The sequence below is a fragment of the Pantoea sp. USMM079 genome (assembly GCF_037153115.1).
GTDB lineage: Bacteria > Pseudomonadota > Gammaproteobacteria > Enterobacterales > Enterobacteriaceae > Pantoea > Pantoea communis.
Map to the genome: position 1 here is coordinate 32,850 of NZ_JBBCKX010000020.1, position 14,279 is coordinate 47,128.

The 14,279-nt window shown below is 55.3% G+C and carries 11 protein-coding genes; 7 read left to right on the plus strand and 4 right to left on the minus strand.

Annotation, left to right across the window (positions count from 1 at the left end):
• Nucleotides 1-1,278: an MFS transporter gene (locus WFP70_RS20195; protein ID WP_337024180.1), complete on the minus strand. Its 1,278-nt coding sequence runs from the start codon at nt 1,276-1,278 to the stop codon at nt 1-3.
• Between the two features lie 391 nt (nt 1,279-1,669).
• On the opposite strand from WFP70_RS20195, the gene WFP70_RS20200 reads away from it, so the two are divergent.
• A complete protein-coding gene (locus WFP70_RS20200; protein WP_337024190.1) occupies nt 1,670-2,455 on the plus strand; it encodes an SDR family oxidoreductase in 786 nt (261 codons plus the stop codon).
• A 30-nt stretch (nt 2,456-2,485) separates the two neighbouring features.
• Nucleotides 2,486-3,937, plus strand: coding sequence for an FAD-binding oxidoreductase (locus WFP70_RS20205; protein ID WP_337024179.1), 1,452 nt, complete (start codon nt 2,486-2,488; stop codon nt 3,935-3,937).
• A 32-nt stretch (nt 3,938-3,969) separates the two neighbouring features.
• On the opposite strand, the gene moeB is transcribed toward WFP70_RS20205, so the two are convergent.
• Together moeB and moeA are read right to left on the minus strand one after the other, a co-directional pair.
• The gene (gene moeB, locus WFP70_RS20210) at nt 3,970-4,725 is read right to left on the minus strand and encodes a molybdopterin-synthase adenylyltransferase MoeB (protein WP_337024178.1); all 756 of its coding nucleotides are present in this window, start codon (nt 4,723-4,725) and stop codon (nt 3,970-3,972) included.
• The gene (gene moeA, locus WFP70_RS20215) at nt 4,725-5,960 is read right to left on the minus strand and encodes a molybdopterin molybdotransferase MoeA (protein WP_337024177.1); all 1,236 of its coding nucleotides are present in this window, start codon (nt 5,958-5,960) and stop codon (nt 4,725-4,727) included. The genes moeB and moeA overlap by 1 nt, the downstream gene beginning before the upstream one ends.
• Nucleotides 5,961-6,188: 228 nt before the next feature.
• On the opposite strand from moeA, the gene WFP70_RS20220 reads away from it, so the two are divergent.
• The 5 genes from WFP70_RS20220 (at nt 6,189) to gsiD (ending at nt 12,506) form a co-directional block, all read left to right on the plus strand.
• On the plus strand, nt 6,189-7,154 hold the full coding sequence (locus WFP70_RS20220; RefSeq protein ID WP_337024176.1) for an isoaspartyl peptidase/L-asparaginase family protein: 966 nt from the start codon (nt 6,189-6,191) through the stop codon (nt 7,152-7,154).
• A 9-nt stretch (nt 7,155-7,163) separates the two neighbouring features.
• On the plus strand, nt 7,164-9,020 hold the full coding sequence (gene gsiA / locus WFP70_RS20225; protein WP_337024175.1) for a glutathione ABC transporter ATP-binding protein GsiA: 1,857 nt from the start codon (nt 7,164-7,166) through the stop codon (nt 9,018-9,020).
• A 64-nt stretch (nt 9,021-9,084) separates the two neighbouring features.
• Nucleotides 9,085-10,620 (plus strand): glutathione ABC transporter substrate-binding protein GsiB, encoded by a 1,536-nt coding sequence (gene gsiB / locus WFP70_RS20230; RefSeq protein WP_034820792.1) that lies wholly within the window; start codon nt 9,085-9,087, stop codon nt 10,618-10,620.
• Between the two features lie 49 nt (nt 10,621-10,669).
• Entirely contained in the window at nt 10,670-11,590 is a 921-nt protein-coding gene (gsiC, locus tag WFP70_RS20235; RefSeq protein ID WP_034820789.1) for a glutathione ABC transporter permease GsiC, read from the plus strand.
• Between the two features lie 10 nt (nt 11,591-11,600).
• The gene (gene gsiD, locus WFP70_RS20240) at nt 11,601-12,506 is read left to right on the plus strand and encodes a glutathione ABC transporter permease GsiD (RefSeq protein ID WP_038647910.1); all 906 of its coding nucleotides are present in this window, start codon (nt 11,601-11,603) and stop codon (nt 12,504-12,506) included.
• Nucleotides 12,507-12,599: 93 nt separating this feature from the next.
• On the opposite strand, the gene WFP70_RS20245 is transcribed toward gsiD, so the two are convergent.
• The gene (locus WFP70_RS20245; RefSeq protein ID WP_337024174.1) at nt 12,600-14,267 is read right to left on the minus strand and encodes a methyl-accepting chemotaxis protein; all 1,668 of its coding nucleotides are present in this window, start codon (nt 14,265-14,267) and stop codon (nt 12,600-12,602) included.
• Between the last annotated feature and the right edge of the window lie 12 nt (nt 14,268-14,279).

Sequence of the window (14,279 nt, forward strand, 5' to 3'; positions counted from 1 at the left end):
TCAGACTCCTTTTAATGGCGCGGCGTGACCAGCAGGTGAGACCCGCTTGATCTGGCTAATCAGTAAGGCGGTAAACAACAGCACCAGCAAGCTGGCGCAGCCGCCCATGATCCACATGTTGCGGTAGGCAAGGGCAGGCGGCAGCGTATCCTGCCAGTAGCCCACCAGTGGATAGACAAAGACATCGGGTAAGAAGCCAATCACTGAGCAAATACCAATGGTGGTGCCGAGGATCTGCTTTGGTGTATTCACTTCACCGATGCAGGCAAAATAGAGGCCGCGTGAGGCATAACAGGTGAATCCCATCAATAAAATCAAGCCAATCGCCAGTGCCAGGCTAATAGGCGATTGTGTGACGACATACAGCAAGGCGATCACACACAGGCAGAGTCCTGACAGGAACTGGATCACGCGCGTCGGCGAGCGCCAGCGGCTGTAACTGGTGACCATGCCGCCCAGCGGACCGCAGATGGCGCGGAACACTTTGTTAATGATGATGCCCATGTAGCTGGCTGCCACTAATGACATGCCATAGATTTCGGACAAATAGTTGGTGGAGTAGCTGAGGATGGCGTAGATGGTGTAGACGCCGAAGATAATCATGCTGCAGTACCAGCTGGTGGGCATTTTCAGCACGCGTAGCGCATGCTGCAGACTAAAGGCTGATGATTGCTCCTCGTCCTGCTGGGCAAAACCATCGCTGACCAAAAACCAACAGGCGATGCCGAGTGCTACATAGGTGCCGCTGTAAATCAGGATCACTGTTTTCAGGCTGCTCGGATCGTCAGGGTGAAATTGGGCAAACACCCAGACGGTAAACAGTGCCAGCCCCATCACGCCGACGCCGCGCAGACCTTCCATCCAGCCCATGATTTTGCCTTGCTCTTCACGCGTGCCCAACAGCGAAGCCGCTTTGATCGACACCGCCCACAGCAGCAGAATGGTGGTGATGGCAAAGGCGACCTGAATCAGCAACATCGCCCACAGCGGTGGATAGGTGGCCATAATGGCACCCAAAATGCCAGTGGCGATCATGGCGCCGGACATCACTTTACGATGGGAAAATTTGTCGGAAATTAAGCCGCCGGGCGCATAAAGTAAAATAGCGGTAATTCCAAAGGTGCTCATGATGATACCGATTTCGGTATTCGAAAATCCCATGAATTTCGCCATCGGGATTTGGTAGATATAACGTAAATACGCCAAATCAAAACTAATGCCACCGCTGATGCTAATAACCGCTAATGTTAACCAGCGGATTGAGCTTTTGGTTTGCATCTTCGCCCCCAAATTAGAAACAAAAAAAAGAGAAAAGCGTCCTTTCCGCAATCGCAGAAAGTTACTTTTCTCTTGGTCTCAGACAGTAACGGGGAGCATTTTTAGCATGACAACTTGCTATGGCGTTGTGAAGGAAGTCACAGAATGACGTTATTAAAATGACTCGGCTTATTCTTATATATTTTTCGCTGGCGTATTTATTCTGATGCTTAATTAATCACCTTGATGTCTTCAGGTTTTTTTGTGATTGAGATCGCTTTTTATTTCAAAATGCCCATGCTAGCGTAATAACCAGTTACTCGAGATCTGGAGAAAAGTAACTTCTTCGCTTTACTGCGAAGGAGCTTGCTTTTCTCCTTTTTTTTGCCCGTTATTCAGACCAGGAGATGGAATCATGACGGAATCGCTGGATACATTTTCACTCGATTTCTTTTCGCTGCGAGGGCAGTGCGCCATTGTCACCGGAGGCAACACCGGTTTGGGCCAGGCCTTTGCAGTCGCGCTGGCAAAAGCAGGTGCCAATGTCTTTATTCCTGATCTGGCGCCTGCCAATCCAGAAACAAAGCAACTGATTGAAAAACAGGGTGTTCGTGCAGAATTTATGCAAGCGGATATCACGCAGGCCGGTGAACCGGCGCGCATTGTCGCGGAGTGTCTGGAGCGCTTTGGCCGGCTGGATATTCTGGTCAACAATGCCGGTATCTGTAAGCTCAATAAGGTGCTGGATTTTGGTCGCGAAGATTGGGATCCGATGATCTCAGTGAATCTCACCGCTGCTTTTGAGATGAGTCATCAGGCAGCGAAAATCATGGTGCCGCAGCAGAGCGGTAAAATTATTAATATCTGTTCGCTCTTTTCCTGGCTTGGTGGCCAATGGTCACCGGCTTATTCCGCCACCAAACATGCGCTGGCCGGTTTAACCAAATCCTATTGTGATGAGTTGGGGCAATACAATATTCAGGTTAACGGTATCGCGCCAGGCTATTACGCGACGGCCATCACCACTGCCACGCGCAGTAATCCTGAAACCAATCAATGTGTGTTGGATCATATTCCGGCGAATCGCTGGGGAGATACACAAGATTTAATGGGTGCGATGGTGTATTTAGCCAGCCGCGCATCAAATTACGTCAATGGCCATTTATTGGTTGTCGATGGTGGATATCGGGTTCGTTAATTAATTATATTTGTTGAGAGGAAGAATATTATGACGCTTTCACGTGAAGCCATTGTTGAACAATTAAAAGAGATCGTCGGCCCACAACAGGTAGTGACCGACGAAGCTGAATTAAAACGCAGCAGCCATGATCGTTTTCGTAAATATGCTGATATTCACGGTGTTTACACCCTGCCGATCCCGGCTGCGGTGGTGAAACTGCAAAATACCCAACAGGTTTCGGATGTCTTAGCCTTTATGAATCGCCATCATATTAATGGCGTACCGCGCACCGGTGCATCAGCAACGGAAGGTGGGCTGGAAACCGCCGCACCAAACTCGGTGGTGCTGGATGGATCCGGCATGAATCAGGTCATAAAGATCGATATCGAAAATATGCAGGTCACTGCGCAGTGTGGTGTCACGCTGGAAGTGCTGGAAAACCAGCTGCGGGCACAGGGTTACACCACCGGTCACTCACCGCAGTCGAAGCCGCTGGCGCAGATGGGCGGCCTGGTGGCGACGCGCAGTATTGGCCAGTTCTCGACGCTATATGGTGCGATTGAAGATATGGTAGTGGGGCTGGAAGCGGTGTTCCCCAATGGCGACATCACCCGCATCAAAAACGTGCCGCGCCGTGCGGCGGGGCCAGATATTCGCCATGTGATTATCGGCAACGAAGGCGCACTGTGTTACATCACTGAAGTCACGGTAAAAATCTTCAAATATCAGCCGGAGAATAATCGCTTCTACGGCTATCTGCTGGACTCGATGAAGACCGGATTCGCCATCCTGCGTGAAGTGATGGTGGACGGTTATCGTCCTTCGATTGCTCGTCTTTACGATCCGGAAGATGCGAAGCAGCACTTCAGTCATTTCTCGAAAGACAAGTGTGTGCTGATCTTTATGGCGGAAGGCACGGCGGGCATTAGCGAAGCCACTGGTAAAGGCATCGAAGGCATTGTGGCGAAACATTCTGAGTGCCAGCAGGTTGATAGCCAGCTGATCCAGACGTGGTTTGAGAACCTGAACTGGGGCCCGGAGAAAGTGCAGGCGGAGCGTGACTTTATCCAGCGCACCGGCAATATGGGCTTTACCACCGAGGTGTCGGGTGACTGGTCAACCATCAATGCCATCTATGAAAATGTGCTAAAGCGTATTCGCACTGAATTCCCACATGCTAAAGACATCACCATGCTGGGTGGTCACTCATCACACAGCTACATCAACGGCACCAACATGTACTTTGTTTATGACTACAACGTGGTGGATTGCCGTCCGGAAGAGGAGATGGCGAAGTATCACGTGCCGCTGAATGGCATGATCGTGGAAGAGACCTTGAAGTTGGGCGGCTCGATGGTGCATCACCACGGAATCGGTAAACATCGCGTGCAGTGGGCGAAGCAAGAACACGGCAGTGCATGGCCGATTTTGCAGGCGCTGAAAACTGCATTTGACCCGAACGGGATTATGAATAAAGGCACCATCTTCCCGCAGGAGTAAAACCACAAGGTGCGCAGCCATGCGCACCTTACTTATTTCTCGCCGCACACCTCGCAATGTCTATCCTGCATCACTTTCATGTTGCGGAACTCCGCACTCATCGCATCGTAGATCATCAAGCGTGCACGGGCAGGTTGCCCCAACGCGGTCAGCACTTTTATTGCCTCTAAAGCTTGCATCGCGCCAATCACGCCCACTAATGGCGCCAGCACGCCTGCTTCCACACAACTTAATGTCTGATCGCCAAACAAGCGGCTAATGCAGCGATAACAGGGTTCGCCCGGCTGCCAGGTAAATACGCTGAGCTGACCTTCCATACGAATGGCCGCCCCGGAAATCAGCGGCACCTTGTGCTGGTAACACAAACGATTGATCTGCTCACGCGCACCAACGTTATCCGTGCAATCGAGCACCGCATCATGGCGCGCGATCAGAGCGCTGAGTTGGGCATCATCCAGCTGTGCATCAATCGGTTCGAGCTGGCAATGCGGGTTAATTGCCGCGAGCTGCCGACGCGCAGATTCCACCTTGGGCTGGCCAAGTGTGGCATCGCTGTGCAGAATCTGGCGCTGCAGGTTGCTTAAGCTAACGGTGTCGAAATCCAGCAAGGTAAGATGGCCCACGCCGGCCGAAGCCAGATAGGGTGCGGCGGCACAGCCAAGCCCGCCGAGACCCACAATCAATACCCGCGAGGCTTTGAGCTTCTCCTGGCCGTCAAAATCAAAATCCCGCAACACAATCTGACGGTTGTAACGCAGCATCTCCTCATCGCTCAGTTCGACGCTCATTAGCCCTCCAGCAGGCTATTGAAAACTTCAACCTCAACCCATTCGCCAGGTTCCACATCCGCACGGTCGCGATCCAGCACGATAAAGCAGTCGGCCAGGGCGAAAGAGCTAAACACGTGCGAACCCTGGGCGCCGGTGCTGCGCACTTCTAGCACGCCGTCTTCACCACGACTGAGAATGCCGCGCTGGAAGTCGAGACGTCCTGGCGATTTCTTCAAACGCTGAGTCGCGCGCGCGCGTTGGCGCAGCGGCATAATGCGCGTGGTCTGCCCGGTGAGGGTGGCCAGCAACGGCTGCACCAGCTGATAGAAGGTCACGGCGGCAGACACCGGATTGCCGGGCAGCCCGCAGAACCAGCTGTTGGCTAAGCGGCCAAAGGCGAACGGTTTGCCCGGCTTCATCGCCAGCTTCCAGAAGGTAATCACGCCTAACTCTTCCAGCATCGCTTTAGTGAAATCCGCTTCGCCGACGGAGACGCCGCCGGTGCTGATCACGACATCCGCCTGACGATCGGCTTCGCTGAATGCCTTGCGCAGCGCCTCGGGATCGTCCGCAATCACGCCCAAATCGATCACTTCGCAGCCCAGTTTGTTAAGCATCAGCGATACGGTGAAGCGGTTCGTGTCGTAGATTTGACCGTCAGCCAAGGGCTGGCCGACCGCCTGCAATTCATCGCCGGTAGAGAAAATCGCCACGCGCAGTTTGCGCAGCACGCTCACTTCGGCAATCCCCAGTGAAGCCAGCAGCGGCAACTCGGCGGCTCCGAGGCGAACACCCGCCTCCAGCACCTGTTTGCCCGCCTGAATATCTTCGCCGATGCGACGAATGTTTTGGCCGTCGCGCACTTCAGCGGTGATGACGATACCGCCCGCAAGCTGTTCGGTTTGCTCCTGCATCACCACGGCATCACAGCCTGCTGGAATCGGCGCACCGGTCATAATACGAATCACGCTGCCAGCGGGCCAATCGCCGTTGAACGGCGCGCCGGCAAAAGCTTTGCCTGCGACCGGAAATTCGCGGTCCGGCACGATATCGCTGAGACGTACGGCATAACCATCCATCGCGGAGTTATCAAACGGCGGCACATCCAGTGGAGACGTCACCGGTTTGGCGGTGATGCGACCTGCAGCCTCATACAGCGAGACGCTGAGGCAATCGCTAATGGGCGTGAGCTGTTGCAGCATTTTTTGCTGCGCGTCTTCGAGGGAGATTAATCCTGCGGTGAAAGGTTCCATGTCAGTCTCTGCGTGATGAATTTCAGTTGCTGCCTATTATGGTGACATTTGTCTGCCGAGTCACATGTGACTAAAAAAGCATAATCCACAATAAAAGGTTATGACCGGAGATACACTTTCTGCTTTACAAGCCGGGAGTGCCTTTCTATAGTCGAAAATTGCCTAAAAAAGATGAAAACCATTCTAAATCAGTGTTTTTGGTTCTGATTTCCTGACAGGGTACCGGTTATGGCTAAAGCAGTTATCGCAATTCACGGCGGTGCGGGCGCAATCACGCGTGCCGCTATGAGCGCCGAAAAAGAGCAGCACTATCGTCAGCAACTGAACGCAATCGTTACCGCAGGCCAGCAGATTCTGGCCACAGGCGGCAGTGCACTGGATGCGGTGACCGAGGCGGTGCGCCTGCTGGAAGAGTGCCCACTGTTCAACGCAGGCAAAGGCGCGGTCTTCACCCATCAGGGCACCCACGAACTCGATGCCAGTATTATGGATGGCCGCACCCTGGATGTCGGTGCGGTGGCGGGCGTCAGCCAGATTCGTAACCCGATCCTGGCGGCGCGTAAAGTGATGGAAAATAGCCCGCACGTGCTGTTTATCGGTGCGGGTGCAGAAGCCTTTGCCGCTGAACAGGGGCTGGAACAGGTTGCGCCGGATTTCTTCTCCACGCCTGAACGCTGGGAACAGCTACAGCGTGCGCTGAGCAGCCAGCAGATGGTGCTCGATCATGACGGCGCCGCGCAAAGTCACAGCGACGATCCGCTCGATCCCGATCGCAAATTCGGCACCGTGGGTGCGGTGGCGCTCGATCTTCAGGGTAATCTGGCGGCCGCCACTTCAACCGGCGGCATGACCAATAAGCAGGTCGGCCGCGTGGGCGATTCGCCGCTCGTCGGCGCGGGCTGCTACGCTAATAATGAGACCGTGGCGGTTTCCTGCACCGGCACCGGTGAAGTGTTTATTCGTACTCTGGCAGCGTATGACGTTTCTGCACAGATGGAGTACGGCGGCCGTAGCCTGCAGCAAGCCACTGCCAACGTGATTCATGACAAAGTCCAGGAGCTGGAAGGCAGCGGTGGGCTGATTGCCGTCGACAGGCACGGCAATGTGGTGCTGCCCTTTAACAGTGAAGGGATGTATCGGGGATTCGCCTATGTCGGTGGCGAAGTCGAGGTAGCGATTTACCGCGATAGCTAAGGAGCAGGCATGACGCAGCAGCATCAGCAGTTTGCACCCGAGCAGGTTCTGGCGGTGCGTGACCTCAACGTACGGTTTGAGCATGAAGGGCGAATCACCGAAGCGGTGCGTAACCTTTCACTGGATTTGCATCGTGGGGAAACGCTGGCACTGGTGGGCGAATCCGGTTCGGGCAAATCGGTCACCTCGCTGGCGCTGATGCGCTTGATTCAGCAGGCGGGCGGCGATGTCAGTGGCGAGATCCAACTGCGTCGACGTAACGGCGAGGTGCTGGATGTGATGCGCGCTACCACCAGCCAGATGCGCAAAGTGCGCGGTGCCGATATGGCGATGATTTTCCAGGAGCCGATGACCTCGCTTAACCCGGTGTTTACCGTGGGCGAGCAGATCGCCGAATCCATCCGTTTACATCAGGGCAAAAGCCACCAGCAAGCGCAAGCCGAAGCACGGCGCATGCTGGATCTGGTGCGCATACCTGAAGCCCACAATGTGTTATCGCGTTTTCCGCATCAACTCTCCGGCGGCATGCGTCAACGCGTGATGATTGCCATGGCGCTGTCGTGCAAACCGGCTTTACTGATTGCCGATGAACCCACTACCGCACTGGACGTGACCATCCAGGCGCAAATTCTGCAGCTGATCCGCGTGCTGCAAAAAGAGATGCAGATGGGGGTGATTTTTATCACTCACGATATGGGCGTGGTGGCGGAGATGGCCGATCGCGTACAGGTGATGTATCGCGGCGATGTGGTTGAGCGTGCGCCGGTGCAGCAGCTGTTTGATGCGCCGCAACAGCCTTACACCCGCGCCTTGTTGGCGGCCGTGCCGAAGTTGGGAGCGATGAGCGGCCAGCCGCTGCCCGCTAAATTCCCCTTACTGCACACCAATGGCCGTGAAGAGATTGCCAAACCGCAGGATACGGTGCGCAGCGATGAACCGCCGATTTTGCAGGTACGCGACCTGGTGACGCGTTTTGATATTCGTGGTGGGTTATTGAATCGCGTGAAACGCCGTGTGCATGCGGTTGAGAAGGTCAGCTTTGATCTGCATGCTGGCGAGACGCTGGCGCTGGTCGGCGAATCCGGCTGCGGAAAATCCACTACCGGTCGATCGCTGCTGCGCCTGGTCGCCAGCCAGGGCGGCACGATTACTTTTAATGGTCAGCGTATAGATGCGTTGCAGGGCAACGCGCTGGCTTCGCTGCGCCGCGACATTCAGTTCATTTTTCAGGACCCTTACGCCTCCCTCGATCCGCGCCTGACGGTGGGTTTCTCGATTATGGAACCGCTGCTGGTGCACAAAACCATGGATCGGCGCCAGGCGGAGAAGCGTGTAGCCTGGCTGCTGGAGCGCGTCGGTTTGCTGCCGGAGCATGCGCAACGCTATCCACACGAGTTCTCAGGCGGCCAGCGCCAGCGCATCTGCATCGCTCGCGCCTTGGCCCTGAACCCTAAAGTGGTGATTGCCGATGAGTCAGTCTCGGCGCTGGATGTCTCGATTCAGGCGCAAATTATCAATCTGATGCTCGACTTGCAGCGCGAGTTTGGCATCGCCTTCTTATTTATTTCTCACGATATGGCGGTGGTAGAACGCATCAGCCATCGCGTGGCCGTGATGTATCTCGGACAGATTGTGGAAATGGGGCCGCGCCAGGCGGTGTTTGAGCAGCCGCGCCATCCTTACACGAAAAAACTGATGGCCGCGGTGCCGGTCGCCGATCCGGCGCACCGTCATCGCGAGCGGGCGTTAATGGTGGATGAGATCCCCAGCCCGATCCGCCCCTTGGGTGATGAGCCAGAAGTGGCACCGTTACTGGAAGTGGCACCGGGGCATTTTGTTGCCCGCCACGCCATTAGCGGTGCCTGAGCAGCAAGCAACCGCGTCATCCACGGATGTCGCGCATGACAGGGATTACAGGAGAACGATAACAATGCACCACATTATGCGAAAAGGGGTTATCACTGCCGGGTTGTTGAGTTCAGCGCTGGCGATGCCAGCGTGGGCAGCGAAGGACGCGGTGATTGCTGTGGCGTCAACCTTTACCACTATGGATCCGTACGACGCCAATGACACATTGTCGCAGTCGGTGGCCAAGGCGTTCTATCAGGGACTGTTCGGCTTCGACAAAGACATGAAGCTGCAAAACGTGCTGGCGGAAAGCTATCAGGCGAGCAGCGATGGCTTAACTTACACTATCAAACTGCGCTCGGGCGTGAAGTTCCAGGATGGCACCGATTTCAACGCGGAAGCGGTCAAGGCCAACATCGACCGTGCCAGCAACCCGGATAATCATCTCAAGCGTTACAACTTGTTCAAGTATGTGGCCAGCACCGAAGCGGTGGATCCGACCACGGTGAAGATTACGCTGAAGCAGCCGTTCTCGGCCTTCATCAACAATCTGGCGCACCCGGCGGCAGTGATGATTTCGCCCACCGCCCTGAAGAAATACGGTAAGGACATTGGCTTCCATCCGGTGGGTACCGGTCCGTATGAGTTCGTTACCTGGAATCAGACCGACTTCGTCAAAGTCAAGAAGTGGGATGGCTACTGGAAGAAAGGCTATCCGAAGCTGGACAGCATCACTTTCCGCCCGGTAGTAGACAACAACACCCGTGCGGCGATGTTGCAGACCGGCGAGGCGACCTTTGCTTTCCCGGTGCCGTTTGAGCAGGCCAAACTACTGCAGGGCAACAGCAAGCTCGACGTGGTCACCACGCCATCGATTATGCAGCGCTATATCAGCCTCAACGTGACGCAGAAGCCGTTTGATAATCCAAAAGTACGTGAAGCACTGGAATACGCCATCAATCGTGAGGCGTTGGTCAAAGTGGCGTTTGCTGGTTATGCCACGCCAGCCACCGGCATCGTGCCACCGGCGATTGATTTTGCGCAGAAATATCCAGCGATTAAATATGACCCGGCCAAAGCACGTGAGCTGTTGAAAGAAGCAGGCTTCCCGAACGGTTTCGAAACCACCTTGTGGTCATCTCACAACCACAGTACCGCGCAGAAAGTGCTGCAGTTCACTCAGCAGCAGCTAGCGCAGGTCGGCGTGAAGGTGAAAGTCACGGCGATGGATGCGGGTCAGCGTGCCGCAGAAGTCGAGAGTAAAGGGCAGAAAGAGAGCGGTGTGCGCATGTTCTACACTGGCTGGTCGGCTTCGACCGGTGAAGCAGATTGGGCACTGACGCCGCTGTTTGCCACCACCTCCTGGCCGCCAGCCATCTTTAACACGGCGTTCTACAGCAATCCGCAAGTGGATAAAGATCTGAGCGATGCACTGAAAACCACCGATCGTGAGCAGAAAGCCAAACTGTACAAAGATGCTCAGGATCGTATCTGGAACGACCATCCGTGGATTCCGCTGGTGGTTGAGCAGTTGCTCTCCGCGAACAATAAAAACCTCACCGGTTTTTATGTCATGCCCGACACCTCATTCAATTTTGATGAGGCGGATCTGAAGTAACAGGCGCGGCCAGCCTTGCGAGGCTGGCCGCTGCTGCGCAGGATTTTGCATGCTCAACTATTTTCTCAAACGACTACTGGGGTTGATCCCCACGCTGCTGATTGTCGCGGTGCTGGTGTTCTTGTTTGTCCACCTGCTGCCGGGCGATCCGGCGCGCCTGATTGCGGGTCCGGAAGCGGATGCCTCGGTGGTGGCGCTGGTGCGTCAGGAACTCGGTCTCGATCAGCCGCTGATCCAGCAGTTCTGGCACTTTATTCTTAATGCGTTGCAGGGGGATTTTGGCCAGTCGATGGTGTCGAAACGTCCGGTCTCGGAAGAGATAGCCGCGCGCTTCTTCCCGACGCTGTGGCTGACGCTCACCAGCATGGTGTGGGCGGTGATTTTCGGTATGACCATCGGCATTACATCGGCCGTCTGGCGCAACCGCTGGCCCGATCGCATCGGCATGACGCTGGCCGTATCTGGCATCTCTTTTCCCGCTTTCGCCTTAGGCATGCTACTAATGCAGGTGTTCTCTGTTGAGCTGGGTTGGCTGCCAACGGTCGGTGCCGACAGCTGGAAACACTATATTCTGCCGTCGATAACCCTGGGTGCAGCCGTGGCGGCGGTGATGGCACGCTTTACCCGCGCTTCGTTTGTCGAAGTCATGCAGGAAGATTACATGCGCACCGCGCGCGCCAAAGGGGTTCGTGAGTCGCTGGTGGTGGTCAAACACGGCCTGCGCAATGCGATGATTCCGGTGGTGACCATGATGGGCCTGCAGTTTGGTTTCCTGCTCGGTGGCTCAATTGTGGTGGAAGTGGTGTTCAACTGGCCCGGTTTAGGCCGCTTGCTGGTGGATTCGGTGGAGATGCGCGATTATCCGGTGATTCAGGCCGAGGTGCTGCTGTTCTCGCTGGAGTTCATTTTGATCAATTTGATTGTCGATATGCTGTATGCGGCGATCAACCCGGCCATCCGTTACAGGTAAGGAGTCGCACTTGAAAAACTGGCGACGCGCAGCGGCATTGAAAACCATGCCGATGATGACGGAAACCCGGGTACGTACGCCGTGGCGTGAATTCTGGCGCCGCTTTCGCCATCAACATGTGGCGATGGTGGCGGGCTTATTTGTGCTGCTATTGATTGTGGTGGCGTTTATCGCTCCGTTTATTGCCCCGTTTGATGCGGAAAACTATTTTGATTACGACCGGCTAAATGATGGGCCGTCGATGATGCACTGGTTTGGCGTGGATTCGCTAGGGCGTGACATATTTAGCCGCGTACTGGTCGGTACGCGTATTTCACTGATTGCTGGTTTTTTCTCGGTAGCGATCGGTGCGCTGATTGGTACGCTGCTGGGGTTGCTGGCCGGTTATTACGAAGGCTGGTGGGATCGGATTACCATGCGTATCTGTGACGTGCTGTTTGCTTTCCCCGGCATTCTGCTGGCGATTGCGGTGGTGGCGATCATGGGTAGCGGCATGAGCAATGTGATTGTGGCGGTGGCGATTTTCAGTATTCCAGCCTTTGCTCGTCTGGTGCGTGGCAATACGCTGGTGTTGAAACACCAAACCTTTATTGAATCAGCCCGCAGCATCGGCGCATCCGACTGGACGATTATCATGCGTCACATTCTGCCCGGCACCGTGTCGTCGATTGTGGTCTATTTCACCATGCGCATCGGGACGTCGATCATCACGGCAGCGAGTTTGTCTTTCCTGGGTTTGGGCGCTCAGCCACCCACGCCGGAATGGGGCGCGATGCTCAATGAAGCGCGTGCCGATATGGTGATTGCGCCGCATGTGGCGATTTTCCCCAGTCTGGCGATTTTCCTGACGGTGCTGGCGTTCAATCTGTTGGGTGATGGACTGCGAGATGCGTTAGATCCGAAGTTAAAGACCTGAAATATCAAATCGGTGCGCGTTAGTGCGCACCCTGAAAAATCCCGTTGTGCAGGTCAGGTCGCCATTTATGGCGACCTGATTTTTTCTGTTACCTCAGAACGTTTCCCAGTTGTCGTTGCTGTGTGCACCGGCAGCGGGTAAGGCGCGTGGTGTGGTTGCGACAGGGGCTTTCACCGTGTTTGTCACCGGTGCCATCACGGCCCGCGTCCCGGTTTTAAAGCACGCCACCGCTGAGGACAAGCTGCTGGCCTGCTGCTCCAGCGAAGCCGAGGCGTTAGCCGATTCCTGCACCAGTGTGGCGTTCTGCTGCGTTACGCGATCCATCTCGTTCACTGCCACACCAATCTGATCGATGCCGCGACTCTGCTCGTCAGAGGCCGACGCAATTTCGCCCATGATATCGGTCACGCGCGTTACCGCGCTGACGATCTCCTGCATGGTATCGCCGGCGCTGCTCACCTGTTGTGAACCTAAATTAACGCGCTGCACGGAGCCCTCAATCAGTAGCTTAATCTCTTTCGCTGCCTGTGCACTGCGCTGCGCCAGGCTACGGACTTCACCCGCGACCACAGCAAAGCCACGACCTTGTTCACCGGCGCGAGCGGCCTCAACGGCAGCATTCAGCGCCAGAATATTGGTCTGGAAAGCAATGCCATCGATCACGCTGGTGATGTCGGCGATTTTCTTCGAACTGTCGGCGATGTCGCGCATGGTTTTCACCACGCCGTCCACCACATTCCCACCTTTGTCAGCGGTTTCCGATGCGGTTTTCGCCAGCTGCGTCGCCTGACGTGCGTTATCGGCATTCTGTTTAACGGTGGCGGTCAGCTCTTCCATGCTGGCGGCGGTCTCTTCCAGCGAGGCGGCCTGTTGTTCCGTGCGGGAGGAGAGATCGTTGTTACCGTTGGCGATCGCGCTGGCACTGCTGAAAATGGCATCGGCACTGTCGCGAACATTGTTAATAGTGCCCAACAGTGCTTGCTGCATATGGTTGAGGCTCGCGGCAATGGCGGCCATTTCACTGTGTCCTTCAATCTTCAAACTGGCGGAGAGGTCGCCCTCGGCGAAGCGCTCCATCTGCTGCTGAACTTGCTTCATCGGCGCCAACAGGATGCGGCGAACCAGCAGCCAAACCACCAGCAGCAACAGCACCACAATCACTGCCATCGCAGCAACCATCACCAGCATATGCTGATAAGTGCTATCGTTATCTGCAGCGCGGGAATTGATTAACTGCACGTTGTCGCCACGCCACTGCTTGTAGGCCGCTTCCAAATCATCCTGCGCTTGCTGTGCATCCAGCTCGCCATAGGCGGCGTAGTTGTTGGCTTTCAGAAAGGTCGCGGATTGATTCAGCAGTTGGTAATAGTTCGCGAATTTGCTTTCGATAAGCTCGGCGGCTGCCGCACTTTGCCCCGCAATCCGTGGGACACTTTTGTAGCGGTCAAAGTGCTGTTTCGCTTCATCAAGCGAGGCGCCCGCGGAAACCAGCAGCTTGTTGATGGCAGCGCGTGAAGCATCATCGGTCTGATTCTTCAGGATGCGAATCGCCACGCGGTTGATGATAACGCGCGTTTTCACCAGCGTTTGCCAGCTATCGGAGAACTCACGTTGTTGATGCGACAGCTGGTTACTGGCGGTGAAATTATGCTGGCCAGCGATCAGGGAAGATAAAAACAGTGAGCCGGAGATGGCCTGCATAGCGGTGAATACCAACAGCATCAATATGATGGCAGTCACAATTTTCATTTTCGTTAACATGATTTTCCCTGA

Coding starts and splice junctions, on each gene's coding strand:
- gsiB (WP_034820792.1), top strand. CDS start 9,085: ATGCACCACATTATGCGAAAAGGGGTTATCACTGCCGGGTTGTTGAGT.
- WFP70_RS20220 (WP_337024176.1), top strand. CDS start 6,189: ATGGCTAAAGCAGTTATCGCAATTCACGGCGGTGCGGGCGCAATCACG.
- WFP70_RS20195 (WP_337024180.1), bottom strand. CDS start 1,278: ATGCAAACCAAAAGCTCAATCCGCTGGTTAACATTAGCGGTTATTAGC.
- WFP70_RS20205 (WP_337024179.1), top strand. CDS start 2,486: ATGACGCTTTCACGTGAAGCCATTGTTGAACAATTAAAAGAGATCGTC.
- moeB (WP_337024178.1), bottom strand. CDS start 4,725: ATGAGCGTCGAACTGAGCGATGAGGAGATGCTGCGTTACAACCGTCAG.
- WFP70_RS20245 (WP_337024174.1), bottom strand. CDS start 14,267: ATGTTAACGAAAATGAAAATTGTGACTGCCATCATATTGATGCTGTTG.
- moeA (WP_337024177.1), bottom strand. CDS start 5,960: ATGGAACCTTTCACCGCAGGATTAATCTCCCTCGAAGACGCGCAGCAA.
- gsiA (WP_337024175.1), top strand. CDS start 7,164: ATGACGCAGCAGCATCAGCAGTTTGCACCCGAGCAGGTTCTGGCGGTG.
- gsiC (WP_034820789.1), top strand. CDS start 10,670: ATGCTCAACTATTTTCTCAAACGACTACTGGGGTTGATCCCCACGCTG.